Here is a 15962-nt window from a genome sequence, read left to right as displayed (position 1 = left end):
AAGGGAGAAGGTGATGCGACGGGTCGTCGTCACCGGTATGGGGATCGTATCCTCAATCGGCAACAATACGCAGGAGGTTCTCACCAGCCTGCGCGAAGCGCGCTCGGGGATCGTGTTCGCGCCGTCTTATGCCGAGCATGGCCTGCGCAGTCAGGTGCACGGCGCGCCGACGCTCGATGCCAGCACGGTCGTGGACCGGCGCGCCATGCGTTTCCACGGCGGCGGCACGGCCTGGAACCACGTCGCGATGGAACAGGCGATCGCGGATTCGGGGCTCGAAAGGGACGACATCTCCAACGAGCGCACCGGCATCATCATGGGCTCCGGCGGCCCGTCGACACGCGCCATCATCGAGGCGGCCGACAAGACCCGTGAGACAGGTTCCTCGCGAAAGGTCGGCCCCTTCGCGGTGCCGAAAGCCATGTCGTCGACGGCTTCGGCGACGCTTGCGACCTGGTTCAAGATCAAGGGCGTCAATTATTCGATCTCCTCCGCCTGCGCGACGTCCAACCATTGCATCGGCAATGCCTGCGAGCAAATTCAATATGGCAAGCAGGATGTGATGTTCGCCGGCGGCTGCGAGGAGCTCGATTGGACCCTGTCGGTGCTGTTTGACGGCATGGGTGCGCTGTCCACGAAGTACAACGATCGTCCGGCCATTGCCTCGCGCGCTTACGACAAGAACCGCGACGGCTTCGTCATCAGTGCCGGGGCGGGCGTCCTCGTCCTCGAAGAGCTGGAGCACGCCAAGGCGCGGGGCGCCAAGATCTATGCCGAGATCGTCGGCTATGGCGCCAGCTCCGATGGGGTCGATATGGTCGCGCCGAGCGGCGAGGGAGCGGTCCGCTGCATGCGCATGGCGCTCCAGAACGTCGGCGAGAAGATCGACTACATTAACCCGCACGCGACGTCGACGCCGGTCGGTGACCTCAAGGAGATCGAGGCGATCCGGGAGGTGTTCGGCTCAGGCGATGCATGTCCACCGATCGCGGCGACGAAATCGCTGACCGGGCATTCGCAAGGCGCCACGGGTGTTCAGGAAGCGATCTACACGCTTCTCATGATGCAAAACGGTTTCATCTGCGAGAGTGCTCATATCGAGGAGATGGATCCCGCCTTCGCCGACATGCCAATTCTGCGCGAGCGGCGCGACGGCGTGGAGATCAACACAGCCCTGTCGAATTCCTTCGGCTTTGGCGGCACCAATGCCACTTTGGTGTTTCAACGGCTCGGTTCCTGATGTCTCAAATGAAAGGCCTGATGGAAGGCAAGCGCGGCCTCGTCATGGGTGTCGCCAATGATCATTCGATTGCCTGGGGCATCGCCAAGGCGGTTGCGGACCATGGCGGCGAGCTCGCTTTCACTTATCAGGGCGAACAGTTTGGGCGACGCGTGAAGCCGCTGGCCGAAAGCGTCGGCTCGACCCACATCTATCCTTGCGACGTCGAGGATGACGCCTCGATGGACTCGTTGTTCGCGAAGATCGCCGACGATTGGGGACAGCTCGACTTCCTGGTCCACGCCATCGCATTCTCCAATCGCGCCGAGCTAAAGGGCCGTTTCGTGGATACCTCGCGCGACAATTTCGTGCGCACGATGGTGATCTCCTGTTTCTCCTTCACTGACATCATGCGGCGGGCGGCGCCGTTGATGTCGCCGGGCGCTTCCGCGCTCACCCTGACCTATGCGGGCTCGACCCGCGTCATGCCGAATTACAATGTCATGGGCGTTGCCAAGGCGGGGCTCGAGGCCTCGGTGCGCTATCTGGCGAGCGATTTCGGCACGGCGGGTATTCGCGTGAACGCGATTTCGGCGGGCCCGGTGCGCACACTCGCCGGTTCGGGCGTCTCCGATGCGCGGCTCATGTTCAACTATCAGCGGGCGAATTCGCCGCTCCGTCGGGCCGTGACGATCTCCGACGTGGGCGGTGCCGCCCTTTATTTGTTGAGCGATCTTTCGGCGGCGGTCACGGGCGAGATTCACTTCGTCGATTCCGGCTACAGCACCGTCTCCATGCCGCGGTTGGAGATGTTGAAGCGCGAAGAAGATATCATCGACGAGGAAGCGGCCTCCGAATAGGCCGCTTTCGTAAGTCGAGGTTTGGTCGGCTTGCCATTTCGTCGCGCCGATATCCCCGTTTCCCACAGCTTCTCGCAGCCTCCATTTACGCTTCTCTAAGCGCGGTGACCTAGCGTCCCGACGATCGGATGGCACAGCCATCGCAGCGACGGGGATTGAGGATGCGTCTGATCAGCAAGAGGCTCGTCTCTCCGCTTCTTGCGGTCCTCATCGCCGTCAGTGTCGTCGTCGGCATTTTTCTTGTCGGCCATTACCAGATCCGCTCGGTTCTGAAGAACGAGGCCGCGCTTGTCGCCACGGCCTGGTATGAGAGTGCCCGCCACGGCCGAAGCGGCTTGGACGGTCTTCTCGATGGGCGCTCCGAAGCGCTCAACGGGCCGCTTCTGCGCTCCTTTGCGATCGATACCCTGGCCGTCGGTGATCCGCAGGCGGGCATCGTGACCGTGGTTGGCGACGAAGGCCGCTCAGAAAACGAGCTTCGGCCGATCCTGGAGACGGGGGCGAGCCACCCCGGGAACCCGCAACGTTCGGTTCACGCCGTCGATGAATCGCTGTTTCTTTCGCCCAATTTTGCGACGTGGGTCGTTTTTCCGGTCACTCCCGAGGGGCGCCAGGTCGCCGTCCGCTTCGATCAGACATTTGAGGCGTCCCAGCTCCTGACGACGTTCAACCGCCAGCTCGTCTATCTGACCGGCATCGCCGTTGTGACGTTCTTCTCCTTCATGGCGGGCTACACCTACCGCACGCAGCAAATGCAGCGCGAGAAGCAGGATCTCGTCTACCTTGCGATGCACGACGAGCTGACCGGCCTCGGCAACCGGAAAAAGTTCGAACAGAGTCTCGGACAAATGCTCGCCAGAGCCTCCGAAAAGACCCACAAGATCGGCCTCCTGATCCTCGATCTGGATGGCTTCAAGAGCATCAACGATACGCTCGGCCATCCGGTCGGCGACAATCTCTTGCGTGCGACGGCGGAGCGCTTGAAGAACTCGCTGCGAGACGAAGATCTGCTTTGCCGTCTTTCGGGCGATGAATTCGCCGTTATCGTTCCTGTCGTCCACGACAACCATGCTCTGCCATCGCTTGCCGATCGCATGATCCGGCTGATCGAGCAGCCGTTCCGTATCGAAGGCCACGAGATCACCATCGGTTGCTCGATCGGCATCACCGTCGGTCCGGACAACGGCGACACTGCCAAGACCCTGATCCGAAATGCCGATTTCGCACTCTACCGGGCCAAGGCGGGGGGACGCCAAACCTGGCGCTTCTTCGATCCGAAGATGGCAGAGGACCAGCGCTCGCGTGAAACTCTGGAAGACGGCCTGCGCTATGCCATCCAGAATGACCTCTTCACCCTCCTCTATCAGCCGCAATATGATCTGAAGAGCGGCGAGGTCGTCTGCTACGAGGCGCTTCTGCGCTGGAAGCTCACCAATGAGAATCTCGTCCCGACATCGATGTTCCTGTCGGTTGCCGAGGAGACGGGCCTGATCATTCCGATGGGAGAATGGGTGATCCGCCAGGTCGCGCGCGATTGTCGTGCGCTGCCTGGGGGTGTCCGGGTTGCGGTCAATCTGTCGGCCGCGCAGCTGCAACGCGATGGCACGGAGACCTACATCGCCGAAGCCTTGGCGAACTCCGATATTGCGCCCAATCGCATCGAAATCGAGGTCAATGAGAGCATTCTCGGACGTGGAGAAGAGGCGGCATTTTCGCGGCTTGAGCGGTTGCGCGAAGCCGGCGTCTCCGTCGTCCTCGACAATTTCGGTGTCGGAACCTCGAGCCTCGGCCTTCTGTCTCGCTATCCCTTCGACAAGATCAAGCTCGACCGAACCTTCCTGTCGCGCATCTCCGACCCGCAAAAGGCCCGCGCCGTCGTGTCAGCGGTGTGCCGCCTCGGTCAGTCGCTTGGCATGGCGGTCGTCGGCGAGGGCGTGGAAAACGAGGCGCATCGCGATCTCCTGCGCGAGAGCGGTTGCAACCTCGCCCAGGGCTATTTCTACGGCGAGCCGGTCACCGTTGAAGAGGTGATTGGACAAGAGGCGCTGGCGACCGCCGCGCTCAGTTCCGCCGCGAAAACGGCAGCAGATGTTAGCGGCGATGGCTCGGCCACTCCGGCGCCGGGCCCGACACGTGGGGGCGAGCGCAACATCCGTCTCGTTGCCAACGGCTGAGGATTTTCGAACTCTCCGCAACGACGGCCCGAAAAGCACCTCCGCGGGAGGCATAATATCCAAAAAAAGGGCGCCTCGCGGGCGCCCTTTCGTGTTTCTGTCTGCAAGGCCGCTCAGGCGGCTTCCGGCTCGATCGGCTCGCCGGTCTCCTGGTCCACGACCTTCATGGACAGGCGCACCTTGCCGCGCTCGTCGAAGCCCATGAGCTTCACATAGACCTCGTCGCCTTCCTTGACGACGTCGGTCACCTTGGCGGGGCGGCCGTTGTTGAGCTGGGAAATGTGCACCAGCCCGTCCTTGGAGCCGAAGAAGTTGACGAAGGCGCCGAAATCGACGGTTTTCACCACGGTGCCACGGTAGATCGCACCCACTTCCGGATCGTCGGTGATGGAGCGGATCCACTTGATCGCCGCGCGGATCGATTCCCCGTTCGGCGAGGCCACCTTAACCGTTCCGTCGTCGGAAATGTCGACCTTGGCGCCGGTCTTCTCGACGATCTCGCGGATGACCTTACCGCCGGAACCGATGACTTCGCGGATTTTGTCGACCGGGATCTTCAGGGTCTCGATGCGCGGCGCATATTCGCCGAGCTCCGGGCGGGCCTGCGTCAGCGCCTTCGACATCTCGCCGAGGATGTGCATGCGGCCGTCTTTCGCCTGGTCGAGCGCGATCTGCATGATCTCTTCGGTGATGCCCTGGATCTTGATGTCCATCTGCAAGGACGTGACGCCGCTGGTCGTGCCGGCGACCTTGAAGTCCATGTCGCCGAGATGATCCTCGTCGCCGAGAATGTCCGTGAGGACGGCGAACTTGTCGTCTTCCTTGATGAGGCCCATGGCGATGCCTGCGACCGGGTTCTTCAGGGGCACACCGGCATCCATCAGAGCAAGCGAGGTGCCGCAGACGGTCGCCATCGACGAAGAGCCATTCGATTCCGTGATCTCGGAGACGACACGGAACGTGTACGGGAACTCGTGCACCGGCGGCAGCATCGGGTGGATGGCGCGCCAGGCGAGCTTGCCGTGGCCAATCTCGCGGCGGCCCGGCGAGCCGATACGGCCCGTTTCGCCGACCGAGAACGGCGGGAAGTTGTAGTGCAGCATGAAGGCTTCCTTGTAGGTGCCTTCGAGGCTGTCGATCATCTGCTCGTCTTCGCCGGTGCCGAGGGTCGCGACCACGAGGGCCTGCGTCTCGCCGCGGGTGAAGAGGGCCGAGCCATGCGTGCGCGGCAGGATGCCGACTTCGGCCACGATCGGGCGGACCGTCTTCAGGTCGCGACCGTCGATGCGCGCACCTTCGTCGAGGATGCGGCCGCGGACGATCTCGCTTTCGAGCTTCTTGAAGATGTCGCCGACAACCTGCTTCGACGGGGCTTCCGGATTGGTCTCGTCGGTCAGCGCCTCAACCGCCTTCGCCTTGGCGGCATCGACCGCGCCCTTGCGCTCGGCCTTGTCGGCGATGAGGTAGGCGGACTTCAGATCGTCCGCGACGATGTCGCGGACCTGGGCGAGAAGGGCGCTGCGGTCTTCGACCTCATGGGCGCGCGGCGCCTTGGCGGAACGCTCCGCAAGCTTGATGATGGCGTCGATGACGGGCTGGAAGCCCTTATGACCGAACATCACCGCACCGAGCATGACGTCCTCGGGAAGCTCGTCGGCCTCCGATTCCACCATCAGGACGGCATCGCCGGTACCGGCAACGACGAGATCGAGGCGCGATTCCTTCACCTCGTCCACGGTCGGGTTGAGAACGTAGCTGCCGTTGATGTAGCCGACGCGCGCACCGCCGATCGGGCCCATGAAGGGAACGCCCGAAAGGGTGAGGGCCGCGGAAGCCGCGATCATGGCGACGATATCGGGATCGTTTTCAAGGTCGTGCGACAGGACGGTCGCAATCACCTGGGTGTCGTTCTTGTAGCCCGGTGCGAAAAGCGGACGGATCGGCCGGTCGATGAGGCGCGAGGTCAGCGTCTCTTTTTCGGTCGGACGTCCCTCACGCTTGAAGAAGCCGCCCGGAATGCGGCCTGCCGCGTAGTACTTTTCCTGGTAGTTGACCGTCAGTGGAAAGAAGTCGAAGCCCGGCTTCGGTTCCTTCTCGGAGACGACGGTGGCGAGGACGGTGGTCTCGCCGTAGGTGGCGACGACGGCGCCATCCGCCTGACGGGCGACCTTGCCCGTCTCGAGCCGGAGCGGACGCCCGGCCCAGTCGATTTCAACTGTCTGGTGATCGAACATGGGTGTTCTGCCTTTCGTATGGAGGCGAGAAGGACCATGCGCAAGATGGCGGGAAGGTCTTCGCTCCGGTCCCGGCAGCGAGACCATCCAGCGATCCTGCCATGGCCGTTCCAGCCTTGAACATCAAAAAGGCAGCGGCGGCCTTTGCCGTCCGCTGCCTGTATTAGGCGCCTAGCGGCGCAGCCCGAGACGGGAAATGAGCGCCTGATAACGCTCCGCGTCTTTGCGCTTCAGGTAATCAAGGAGCCGACGCCTCTGCGAGACGAGCTTCAAGAGGCCCCGCCGGGAATGGTTGTCCTTGGCGTGCGATTTGAAATGCTCCGTCAGGTTGGCGATGCGCTCAGAGAGGATCGCGACCTGCACTTCCGGCGAGCCGGTATCGCCCGACTTCGTGGCGTATTCGTTGATCAGTTCCTGCTTGCGATCGGGTGTGATCGACATCTCGTATCCTTTCGTGGTGATGCCATCAGCCGGGATGTCGTCCAGCCGAGGCCTTATAAGAAACGCCGCCCAGCGACCCGAGGGGCAGGCGGCGCCAGCGACCATATAAGCGAGAATGCGGCATTTTTCCAGCTTTAAGCCGCTTCTGCGCGTTCTTCGGCGCGCTAAAGCTTGAAAACGCGCCGAGGATTCATTTCGCCGCCGGCAATGTCGACGAGCGCGACGAGGCGGCCTTCCGAAACCGTGTAGGCGCTGCCGCCGACAGGGGCGTCCGCACCGCGGAGGAACGCGGCCTGACCGTTTCTGAGCCGCATCGCGGCATGATTGTCGATCCGGATCGAGGGAAGATCGGTGAGCCCCGCCTCGACGGGGCGCAACAAGGCGCCCGGCGTCTCGGCATTCGCCTCGAGCTCCGCATAGGGCACCATGTCGTCTTCACCGAAAGGTCCAACGACGAGCCGGCGAAGGGCGGAGACATGCGCGACGGTGCCGAGCTCCTCAGCCATGTCGCGGGCCAATGCCCTGACATAGGTGCCCTTGCCGCATTCGGCGTGAAAGATCGCGTGATCGGCATCGGGACATTCAACGAGATCGAGGCGGTGCACGACGATCTCGCGCGGCTCGAGCTCGACCGTCTCCCCGTCGCGCGCAAGGTCATAGGCCCGCTCGCCGGCGATCTTCACCGCCGAATAGCGCGGCGGCACTTGCGACAGCGTTCCGGTGAAATCGGGAATGAGGGCACGGATGTCGTCTTCGCTCGGCCGAACGTCGGAGCGCTCCACGACCGGTCCTTCGCGATCGTCGGTTTCCGTTTTCTCGCCCCAGCGCACGGTGAATTCGTAGACTTTGCGGCCATCCATGACGAAGGCGACGGTTTTCGTCGCCTCGCCGAGGGCGATCGGCAGACAGCCGGAGGCCAGCGGATCAAGGGTCCCCGCATGGCCTGCCTTTTTCGCGTCGAAAGCGCGTTTCACTTTGGCGACGGCCTCCGTGGAGGTCATGCCGACGGGTTTGTCGAGGACGAGCCAGCCGTCAACGTCGCGGCCTTTGTTGCGCCGACGGGACATGTCTAGCGGCCTTCCTCTTCATCGTCGTCATTGAGATCTTTTTGCACTTCCGGCGAGCGCAGCAATTCGTCGATACGCGCGTCGTCCTCAAAGCGCGTGTCGAGGCGAAATTTGAGATCCGGCATGGCGCGCATCTGGCGCAGCGCAGGCGTGATCCGCCCGCGCAGGAAACGCGCATTGCGGTTGAGCGCCGCAACGACGCCGTCTCCATCCTCGATTCCGAGGGGATGAATGAGAGCGGTCGCATGTTTGAGATCCGCTGACATTCTGACTTCGGCGATCGTGACGATGACGCCATCGAGCCCCGGGTCGTTGCTTTCGCCGCGCTGCAGGACTTCGGCGAGCGCATGGCGGACGAGCTCGCCCACGCGCAGCTGACGCTGCGAGGGGCCGGCAGAGTGAGAACTTTCGAAACGGGACATGGTCTTCAAGGCAACGGCGTTGATGAGTGGATCGGCGGCAGCGGGGCTCGCGCATCCCGACAACGATGGAACCGGGGCCGAGCCACGTGAGCGTCAACGCCCCCGGCTATGCCGGAGGCGAAGCTCTGGAGAACCCGGCGAAGGGCCGACGCTTAAAGCGTCCGAGCCACTTCTTCGACGCGGTAGCACTCGATGATGTCGCCGACGCGCATATCCTCGTACTTCTCGAAGGCCATGCCGCATTCCTGCCCGCCCGGCACTTCGCGGACTTCGTCCTTAAAGCGCTTGAGCGTCGAAAGCCGGCCTTCGTGCACCACCACGTTGTCGCGGATGAGGCGCACACCGGCCCCACGCTCGACCTTGCCTTCGGTGACGCGGCAACCGGCGACCTTGCCGACCTTGGTGATGTTGAACACCTCCAGGATCTCTGCATTGCCGATGAAGGTTTCGCGCCGCTCCGGTGAGAGCATGCCCGACATCGCTGCCTTCACGTCGTCGGTGAGGTCGTAGATGATGTTGTAGTAGCGGATCTCCACGCCGTCGCGGGCCGCTGCCTCACGTGCCTGCTTGTTGGCACGCACGTTGAAGCCGAGGACCGCCGCATTGGAGGCCGCCGCCAGCGTGATGTCGGATTCGGTGATGCCACCGACGCCCGAATGCACGATGTCTGCGGCGACTTCGTCCGTAGAGATCTTGTCGAGAGCGCCGATGATGGCTTCGACCGAGCCCTGCACGTCGCCCTTGATCACCAGCGGGAAGGTCTTGGTGCCTTCCACCTGCAGCTGGTTCATCATCTGCTCCAGCGATCCCCGCTGTCCCGTCTGACGGGCGACCGCCTTCTCGCGGCGCACGCGCTGACGATATTCAGAGATCTCTCGGGCACGCCCTTCGCTGTCCACGACCGCGACGCGGTCGCCGGCTTCAGGCGTTCCCTGGAAGCCGAGCACCTCGACGGCCCTGGACGGCCCGGCCTCTTTCACCTGGGCTCCGGTGTCGTCGATGAGGGCGCGTACGCGACCCCATTCAGAACCGGCCACGATGATATCGCCGGAATGCAGCGTGCCGCGCTGCACGAGCACGGTCGCGACCGGGCCACGGCCACGATCGAGCTGCGCCTCGACGACGATGCCTTCCGCGCTGCGGTTGGGATTGGCCTTGAGGTCGAGAAGCTCCGACTGCAGCAGGATGGCTTCCAGAAGCCCGTCGAGATTCATCCGCTTGGTGGCCGAAACCTCGACCTCGAGCGTGTCGCCGGACATCGATTCCGTCACCACCGAATGCTGCAGAAGATCGGTCTTCACGCGCATCGGATCGGCATCGGGCTTATCGATCTTGTTGATCGCCACGATCATCGGCACGCCAGCGGCGCGCGCATGATTGATGGCCTCGACCGTCTGCGGCATCACGCCGTCGTCGGCCGCCACGACAAGAACGACGATATCCGTCGCCTGGGCGCCGCGGGCACGCATTGCAGTGAAGGCCGCGTGGCCCGGGGTGTCGATGAAGGTGATCTTCTGACCGTTCTTCTCAACCTGATAGGCGCCGATATGCTGGGTGATGCCACCCGCCTCGCCGGCGACGACCTTGGTCTCGCGGATCGCGTCGAGAAGCGAGGTCTTGCCGTGGTCGACATGGCCCATGATGGTGACGACCGGCGGCCGCGGCAGCAGATCTTCCGTGTCATCCGGCTCGTCGAACAAACCTTCTTCCACGTCGGACGCGGCCACGCGGCGCACTTTGTGACCCATTTCTTCGGCCACGATTTGCGCGGTGTCGGCATCCAGAATGTCGGTGATCTTCACCATCGTACCTGACTTCATCAGAAGCCGGATCACGTCGACGGCGCGTTCGGCCATGCGGTTGGCGAGATCCTGCACGGAAATCGCCTCCGGGATGACGACGTCGCGCGTAATCTTCTCGTTCGACGGGGAGAAGCCGGATTGCTGACGCTTCTCCTTCTCGCGCTTGCGGCGGATCGAAGCGAGCGAACGTTCGCGGTCGCCATCTTCAAGGGCGTTCGTGACGGTGAGGCGGCCACGGCGGCGATCGCCGCCACCTGTCGTCTTCTTGGCCGGCTTGGCGACCTCGGGACGCTTCGGCCTCTGCACCGCGCGGATTTCCTTGGGTGCCTCGTCGGCATTGCCCGCGGCTCCGCCGGCGGCAGCCGGAGCTGCCTTTGCGGCCTTGGCCGTTGCGACAGGCGCAGACGTCGCGGCAGCCGGCGCTGAGGCTTGTTCCCCGGCGTCCGGTGTGGCCGCGTGCTTGCCGGTGGCCTCTTCGCTGCGACGGCGCGCTTCCGTTTCCGCGGCGCGGCGCTTGTCTTCTTCGGCCTGACGGCGTGCGGCTTCTTCGCGCTCCTGGGCGAGGCGCTTTTCTTCCTCGGCCCGGCGTGCAGCCTCGATCTCGGCCTGACGGCGTTCTTCCGCTTCGCGGACGCGGGCATCGGCCAGCGCCTGGGCGCGGGCGTCACGCTCGTCCTCGGTCAAGGATTTCAGCACGAGGCCGGTGCGGCCACGCTGCTGCTGCTCGCGCACGGGCGGCGTGGGCGGTGGCGGCGGAGCCTTGGCGGCCTGCGTCGGGCGCGTTGTGGTTTGGATCGGCGTTTCGGGCGCATCGGGACGATCGCCGCCCCCGTGGCGGCGACGCTTCTTCTCCACCACGACTGCTTTCGATCGTCCGCCGGAGAAGCTTTGGCGCACCGTATCTGTGTCACGCCTCAAGGACAGCGTTTTACGGCCCCCTACGCGAAGCGTTTTGTCGCCTTTGCTTGTCGTCTCGCTCATGCCTATTCCCATTCATCGCCGGTCGGCGACGTCAATATCGTGTTCGCGGTCTGGCGGCTGCTGACAGATCTCGTTGTCGAAGCGGAGATTGCGCAGCGCCGCGTCATGAAAACTTCGTCCCGCCGCGCCATCCAGCACGGCAGCATGTATCACATGTGGCCGCCCCAATGCCAAACCCAATTCGGCGGTCGTCAAATGGGCGACGAGAAGGGGCTCGTCTGTGCCGGTCGAGGCCAGACCTTGCCGCACGGCACCGGCCAGCTTGTTGCGTCCGTCAGCCGCCGCCTCGACGGCATGGACGAGGCAGATCGCCTCTCCGGATCGCAATGCCGCTTCGACCTTGGCGAAGCCGCACACCACCTGCCGCGCTCTTGCTGCAAGTCCGAGACGGCCGAGAAGCTGGCTCTTCAGCAGCGCAGCGACCTGATCGCCGAGATCGTCGGCGACCTTCGCTTTGGTCTTCAAAGCACGGTCGAAGACATTCTTGCGTCGGGCTTCCTCGATGACGGGTCGCCGCCCTTCGAGCCACATGCCGCGCCCGGGGAGGCGTGCTTTGAGATCGGCGACGACGTCGCCTTCGGGAGATGTGACGAAGCGTATCAGCCTGTCCTCCGGCAGCACCTGGCGGGAGACGGCACACATTCGCCTCCTCCCTATTTTGGGGCCGGAGTGCTTTTCTGCAAGAGCTGGAGCCGCTTCGATCACGCTGATGCCGTCTCCTCCTCCTCAGCCTCGTCGCTCTCCTCTTCGGGTTTTGCGAGATCGGCTTCGGTGATGATGCCGGCATAGAGCCTGGCGCCCATGACCATTTCTTCCGCCTCTTCGCGCGACAGAGAGAAGTCGTCGAGGATGCCCGGGAAGCGCTTCGTCTCGCCGTCCTTGCGCTCCGTCCAGCCGACGAGATCGTCGACGGCGCAATAGGCGAGATCTTCCACGCTCTTCACGTCGTTCTTACCGAAGGCGACGAGCATGGCCGTCGTCACACCGGTGATTTCCTTGAGCTCGTCAGCGACGCCGAGCTTCTTGCGCTCTTCGTCCTGTTCGGCTTCGAGGGCCTCCAGATACTCGCGGGCGCGCATCTGCAGCTCTTCGGCCGTGTCCTCGTCGAAGCCTTCGATGGTGGCGAGTTCGTCGATCTCCACGAAGGCGATCTCTTCCACGTCGGCAAAACCTTCCGAGGCGAGAAGCTGTGCCACCATCTCGTCGACGTCGAGCGCGTTCTGGAAGAGTTCCGTACGCTCCTGGAATTCTTTCTGGCGGCGCTCCGATTCCTCGTCTTCCGTCAGGATGTCAATATCCCAGCCGGTGAGCTGCGAGGCGAGGCGCACATTCTGGCCGCGACGGCCGATGGCGAGCGACAGCTGATCTTCCGGCACCACGACCTCGATGCGTTCCGCATCTTCGTCGAGCACCACCTTGGAGACTTCCGCCGGCTGCAAGGCATTGACGATGAAGGTCGCCGCATCGGGCGACCAGGGGATGATGTCGATGCGCTCGCCCTGCAATTCGCCGACCACGGCCTGCACGCGTGAACCGCGCATGCCGACGCAGGCGCCGACCGGATCGATGGATGAATCGTTGGAGATGACGGCGATCTTCGCCCGCGAGCCCGGATCGCGTGCCACCGAGCGGATCTCGATGATGCCGTCGTAGATTTCCGGCACTTCCATGGTGAAGAGCTTCGCCATGAACTGCGGATGCGTGCGCGACAGGAAGATCTGCGGCCCGCGCTGCTCGCGCCGCACATCGTAGACATAGGCGCGCACGCGGTCGCCGTAACGGAAGTTCTCGCGCGGGATGAGCTCGTCGCGGCGGATGATCGCTTCGCCACGGCCGAGATCGACGACGACATTGCCGTATTCGACGCGCTTGACCGTGCCGTTGACGATTTCGCCGATGCGGTCCTTGTAATCTTCGTACTGCCGGTCGCGCTCTGCGTCGCGCACCTTCTGCATGATGACCTGCTTGGCCGATTGCGCGGCGACGCGGCCATAATCGAGCGGCGGCAGCGGTTCGGAGATGAAGTCGCCGACCTGCGCTGCGGGGTTGCGGCCGCGGGCATCTTCAAGCGCGATCTGCGTGGCGAAATCCTCAGGCGTTTCGACCACTTCCAGGAGACGCTGCAGACGGATGTCGCCGGTCTTGGGATCGATCTCGGCGCGCACATCGGTTTCCGCGCCATAGCGCGATTTGGCCGCCTTCTGGATCGCGTCCTCCATGGCGGAGATGACGATCTGCCGGTCGATGCTCTTCTCCCGCGCCACCGCGTCGGCGATCTGCAGAAGTTCGAGCCTGTTTGCACTCACTGCCATTGGACAGCTCCGTTTCCCGGCCCACCGGGCCTGTTACCCTTGCCCTTGCGGGCCTGAAGTGATCGGGACCGAAATCCCTGACCCTCGTTCGTCGTTCAGTCGCTTTGGCGGTCCGCCTGGGTCGCCGCGATCAGCTTGTCGGTCAAGATGAGTTTGCCATCGGCGACCTCGCTAAGCGGAAGCCACACATCCTCGCTGCCGCCTTCGCTGGTCACCCGCATGCCCGTGGTGCCGTCGCGCACACCGAGCAGGATGCCGCGGAAGCGCTTACGGCCGTTCTGTAAGGCCGCCATTTCGATTTTCGCTTCGTGGCCGGCCCACAATTCGAAGTCCTTCACCCGCGTCAACGGGCGATCGATGCCGGGAGAGGACACTTCGAGATTGTAAGGCCGTCCGACCGGATCGTCGACATCGAGAGCCGGCGACAGGTCGCGGCTGATGGCTTCGCAATCGTCGACGCCCATCGTGCCATCCGGGCGCTCGGCCATGATCTGTACGGTCATGCCGTTCTGGCCCAACACTTTGACGCGCACGAGTTCGTAGCCGAGACCCGCAACGACGGGCTCGGCGATATGCGCGATACGTGCTTCCAGTCCGGTCTCGAGGATCAATCGCTCGCTCGACGGAGTGTGCATGTCTGTGTCGGTCATCTTCCTCCCGAAGATGCGGAAACCCGCCTTGCAGCAACGGCTTGAGCCAAGTGGCGGCAATAAAAAAGAGCGGGACCCGGAGGACCCACTCTCGACGGTATTCGAGAATTGTTGTCGCCGATATACGATTTTGTCGCCGCCGTTTCAAGCGCCCCGAGAAGACTTCGCCGAGACGAGGGGTCAGGCGCGCGAAAACACCAGGATCGCCGCGGCGAGATCTTCGAGCGCCGTGCCCACCGATTTGAACAGCGTGATCTGATCGTAGAAGCGGCGGCCGGCCTTTTCGCCGCGTGTGAGCTCGAAGAGATCGGCGGTGATATCGTCTGCCGTCAAGACGCCGCTTTCGAGCGGCTGTGCGATGTCGCCGGCCTCCTTCATCGCGCCTTCCCGCGTGTCGACGAAGACGCGAGCGCGGCGGATCGCGTCGTCGTCGGTTTCGCGCATTTCCGGGCGAAACCCGCCAACGAGGTCGAGATGGGCGCCGGGCTTCAGCCACTCGCCCTTGACGATCGGATGGTTCGACAAGGTGGCGCAGGAAACGATGTCGGCACCGCGCACGGCGCCTTCCAGATCTTCGGTGAAGTGAGGACGATAGCGCCGCGGGCGCAGTCGTTCGGCAAGCCGCTCCGCCTTTTCAGGGCGTCTGTTCCAGATGAGCACTTCCTCGATCGGGCGCACGGCCGCATGCGCTTCGATGAGGTAGGGGGCAAGCGCACCGGCCCCGACCATCAAGAGACGCTTGGCATCGGGCCTGGCGAGATAGGACGCGGCGAGCGCAGAGGCCGCCGCCGTGCGCCACACCGTCAGGGCAGAGCCGTCGATGACGGCGAGCGGTTCGCCGCTCTTGCCGGAAAAGAGAAGATAGACCCCGGCGACGGCCGCCTTGGCGCGGCTGGCGTTGTCGGGAAAGACCGTGACGATCTTGACGCCGACATAGCCGCGCTCGGAATGGCCCTGCTGGTCGAAGTCGTTCCACGACGGCATGAGAAGCAGCGTCGCTTCCGCCTGATCGGGAAACTGGATCGAATGATGGTGGCGGACCGGTGTCACCACCCCTTGCCGAAAAGCGCTTCTCAGCGTCTCGATGAGCTCGGGAAAGGTGAGAACATCCGCGATATCCGCAGCTGGAATGACGCGCATCACAAGATCCGCCGTCAGGCGCGCGGCGCCGGCCCCGCGAGAAGGCCGGCATTTTCACGCCCCTGCCGTTCCGCTTTGTCGGCGCGAGCCTGCAGCGCTGCCGCCTCGTGCCGCTTTTCGCGGGCCTGCCGGCGATATTTGCGCTGCCCGTTCCACATGACGATGCCGCCGCAGATGGCGCCGACAGCAAAGGCTGCGAACGCCACCTGATACAGGGCCAGCTCGACCCTGAGAACGGGATCGTCGGCGTCGAACGGGTTGAGCCTGAGCGCCACCGTCTGATCGTTGGCGACGGCGAGAAGCGCGATCACCACCAGGATCGGAAGAAGGATGATCCACTTGATGAGCCAAGCGAGCTGTTGCATCGCCTTATTCGTCTCCGCCGTTGAGCCTGAGCCGCATTTCCTTACCTGTCTTGAAGAATGGCACGTATTTCTCCGAGACGGAAACGGCTTCCCCCGTGCGGGGGTTGCGGCCGGTGCGAGCCGGCCGGTTCTTCACCGAAAACGCGCCGAAACCCCTGAGTTCGACACGGTCGCCACGGCACAGAGCCCCGACGATTTCTTCCAGAATGGCATTCACGATCGCTTCCACATCCCGTTGATAGAGATGCGGATTTTTGTCCGCGAGCTTCTGTACGAGTTCTGACTTGATCACCGC

The 15962-nt window shown here is 63.6% G+C and carries 14 protein-coding genes; 3 read left to right on the top strand and 11 right to left on the bottom strand.

Features of this window, described 5'->3' with window-relative positions; genetic code table 11:
• Positions 1–13 precede the first annotated feature (13 nt).
• The 3 genes from fabB (at position 14) to BLP76_RS09355 (ending at position 4253) form a co-directional block, all read left to right on the top strand.
• On the top strand, positions 14–1240 hold the full coding sequence (fabB, locus tag BLP76_RS09365) for a beta-ketoacyl-ACP synthase I (protein WP_092811902.1): 1227 nt from the start codon (positions 14–16) through the stop codon (positions 1238–1240).
• A gap of 8 nt (positions 1241–1248) precedes the next feature.
• Positions 1249–2079: an enoyl-ACP reductase FabI gene (fabI, locus tag BLP76_RS09360; protein ID WP_092811900.1), complete on the top strand. Its 831-nt coding sequence runs from the start codon at positions 1249–1251 to the stop codon at positions 2077–2079.
• Between the two features lie 161 nt (positions 2080–2240).
• A complete protein-coding gene (locus BLP76_RS09355) occupies positions 2241–4253 on the top strand; it encodes a putative bifunctional diguanylate cyclase/phosphodiesterase (protein ID WP_170130423.1) in 2013 nt (670 codons plus the stop codon).
• 113 nt (positions 4254–4366) lie between these two features.
• Here BLP76_RS09355 and pnp read toward each other — a convergent pair whose 3' ends face one another.
• The 11 genes from pnp to ihfB form a co-directional block, all read right to left on the bottom strand.
• A complete protein-coding gene (pnp, locus tag BLP76_RS09350; RefSeq protein WP_092811896.1) occupies positions 4367–6487 on the bottom strand; it encodes a polyribonucleotide nucleotidyltransferase in 2121 nt (706 codons plus the stop codon).
• 171 nt (positions 6488–6658) lie between these two features.
• Positions 6659–6928 carry a 30S ribosomal protein S15 gene (rpsO, locus tag BLP76_RS09345; protein WP_092812128.1) on the bottom strand — a complete coding sequence of 90 codons (270 nt, stop codon included), beginning with the start codon at positions 6926–6928 and terminating at the stop codon, positions 6659–6661.
• A 164-nt stretch (positions 6929–7092) separates the two neighbouring features.
• On the bottom strand, positions 7093–7995 hold the full coding sequence (gene truB / locus BLP76_RS09340; protein ID WP_092811894.1) for a tRNA pseudouridine(55) synthase TruB: 903 nt from the start codon (positions 7993–7995) through the stop codon (positions 7093–7095).
• 2 nt (positions 7996–7997) lie between these two features.
• On the bottom strand, positions 7998–8417 hold the full coding sequence (rbfA, locus tag BLP76_RS09335) for a 30S ribosome-binding factor RbfA (RefSeq protein ID WP_092811892.1): 420 nt from the start codon (positions 8415–8417) through the stop codon (positions 7998–8000).
• Between the two features lie 152 nt (positions 8418–8569).
• Positions 8570–11200 carry a translation initiation factor IF-2 gene (infB, locus tag BLP76_RS09330; RefSeq protein WP_092812127.1) on the bottom strand — a complete coding sequence of 877 codons (2631 nt, stop codon included), beginning with the start codon at positions 11198–11200 and terminating at the stop codon, positions 8570–8572.
• A 12-nt stretch (positions 11201–11212) separates the two neighbouring features.
• Entirely contained in the window at positions 11213–11905 is a 693-nt protein-coding gene (locus tag BLP76_RS09325; RefSeq protein ID WP_170130422.1) for an RNA-binding protein, read from the bottom strand.
• Positions 11902–13512 (bottom strand): transcription termination factor NusA, encoded by a 1611-nt coding sequence (gene nusA / locus BLP76_RS09320; protein ID WP_092811888.1) that lies wholly within the window; start codon positions 13510–13512, stop codon positions 11902–11904. The genes BLP76_RS09325 and nusA overlap by 4 nt, the downstream gene beginning before the upstream one ends.
• A gap of 95 nt (positions 13513–13607) precedes the next feature.
• Positions 13608–14162: a ribosome maturation factor RimP gene (rimP, locus tag BLP76_RS09315; RefSeq protein WP_244514519.1), complete on the bottom strand. Its 555-nt coding sequence runs from the start codon at positions 14160–14162 to the stop codon at positions 13608–13610.
• A gap of 180 nt (positions 14163–14342) precedes the next feature.
• Positions 14343–15302 (bottom strand): bifunctional Delta(1)-pyrroline-2-carboxylate/Delta(1)-piperideine-2-carboxylate reductase, encoded by a 960-nt coding sequence (lhpI, locus tag BLP76_RS09310; RefSeq protein WP_092811886.1) that lies wholly within the window; start codon positions 15300–15302, stop codon positions 14343–14345.
• Between the two features lie 14 nt (positions 15303–15316).
• On the bottom strand, positions 15317–15667 hold the full coding sequence (locus BLP76_RS09305) for a lipopolysaccharide assembly protein LapA domain-containing protein (RefSeq protein ID WP_092811884.1): 351 nt from the start codon (positions 15665–15667) through the stop codon (positions 15317–15319).
• Between the two features lie 4 nt (positions 15668–15671).
• Complete coding sequence (ihfB, locus tag BLP76_RS09300; protein WP_092811882.1) at positions 15672–15959, bottom strand: integration host factor subunit beta; 288 nt, start codon at positions 15957–15959, stop codon at positions 15672–15674.
• Between the last annotated feature and the right edge of the window lie 3 nt (positions 15960–15962).

Origin of the sequence: Afifella marina DSM 2698, from assembly GCF_900102695.1 — a bacterium.
Classification (GTDB): Bacteria; Pseudomonadota; Alphaproteobacteria; order Rhizobiales; family Afifellaceae; genus Afifella; species Afifella marina.
The sequence above is the reverse complement of the archived record's forward strand: the minus strand, read 5'-3'. Positions and strand labels throughout refer to the sequence as shown.

Bases quoted from the DNA above. Each gene is read 5' to 3' on its own strand.
- truB (WP_092811894.1), bottom strand. From the start codon at position 7,995: ATGTCCCGTCGGCGCAACAAAGGCCGCGACGTTGACGGCTGGCTCGTC.
- infB (WP_092812127.1), bottom strand. From the start codon at position 11,200: ATGAGCGAGACGACAAGCAAAGGCGACAAAACGCTTCGCGTAGGGGGC.
- fabI (WP_092811900.1), top strand. From the start codon at position 1,249: ATGAAAGGCCTGATGGAAGGCAAGCGCGGCCTCGTCATGGGTGTCGCC.
- pnp (WP_092811896.1), bottom strand. From the start codon at position 6,487: ATGTTCGATCACCAGACAGTTGAAATCGACTGGGCCGGGCGTCCGCTC.
- nusA (WP_092811888.1), bottom strand. From the start codon at position 13,512: ATGGCAGTGAGTGCAAACAGGCTCGAACTTCTGCAGATCGCCGACGCG.
- rimP (WP_244514519.1), bottom strand. From the start codon at position 14,162: ATGACCGACACAGACATGCACACTCCGTCGAGCGAGCGATTGATCCTC.
- rpsO (WP_092812128.1), bottom strand. From the start codon at position 6,928: ATGTCGATCACACCCGATCGCAAGCAGGAACTGATCAACGAATACGCC.
- BLP76_RS09355 (WP_170130423.1), top strand. From the start codon at position 2,241: ATGCGTCTGATCAGCAAGAGGCTCGTCTCTCCGCTTCTTGCGGTCCTC.
- rbfA (WP_092811892.1), bottom strand. From the start codon at position 8,417: ATGTCCCGTTTCGAAAGTTCTCACTCTGCCGGCCCCTCGCAGCGTCAG.
- fabB (WP_092811902.1), top strand. From the start codon at position 14: ATGCGACGGGTCGTCGTCACCGGTATGGGGATCGTATCCTCAATCGGC.
- BLP76_RS09305 (WP_092811884.1), bottom strand. From the start codon at position 15,667: ATGCAACAGCTCGCTTGGCTCATCAAGTGGATCATCCTTCTTCCGATC.
- lhpI (WP_092811886.1), bottom strand. From the start codon at position 15,302: ATGCGCGTCATTCCAGCTGCGGATATCGCGGATGTTCTCACCTTTCCC.